Source organism: Vibrio sp. 704 (assembly GCF_033339295.1).
The window spans coordinates 1-594 of sequence record NZ_JAWOUH010000716.1; the positions used below are offsets into that span (position 1 = coordinate 1).

Genomic DNA, 594 nt, shown 5'->3' on the forward strand with positions numbered 1-594 from the left:
TGAATCAATGGATGACGAGATATCGTACAACCCTTCTTCTTGCTGTAAACGTTCAATCAAGTAACGTCCTGCTTGATTAAGTTCATTGATGTTGGAACCAAACAGTAAGTAGCCAAACTCATCACGATCGCCACCACCGGCACTTTGTTCGCGGATCTTGATACTCTTCATCCCCGGAATAACAGGCATCGCCTCACGCCAGCGTCGAGCAAGTTCAAAGGTATTGAACGGACGAATTTCCTCATCGACAAGCGGTACTAACACTCGTCCTTCGGTGCGGCTTCGATTGTAAGAAAGCACATCGCGAATCATACCTTGCCCATGATCAGCAATAGTTTGAGACTCGACCTCTTGCATGACACGCTCGATGGTTTTCAACGCTTCAATGGTTTGCTCACTAGAAACCGTGTCATTCATCTCGATAGTAATCGCAGGGTAATCGGTCGGTACTTTCGGGTTAGGGATAACACGCACATAGTTGGATTTAACCAATGCAGCACTGATCAGCAATAAACCACAGAACACAGCAAATACCGTCCAACGCCAATGCGTACAGGCTTTCACGAAGTTACGATAAGTGCCGTTTACAAAGCA

1 protein-coding gene is annotated in these 594 nt (G+C 46.3%); it reads right to left on the reverse strand.

Annotated features, from left to right (window positions below):
- Positions 1–594, reverse strand: a 594-nt coding sequence (locus R7R24_RS28700) for an efflux RND transporter permease subunit (protein ID WP_318120458.1), incomplete at both ends; no start/stop codon positions are given.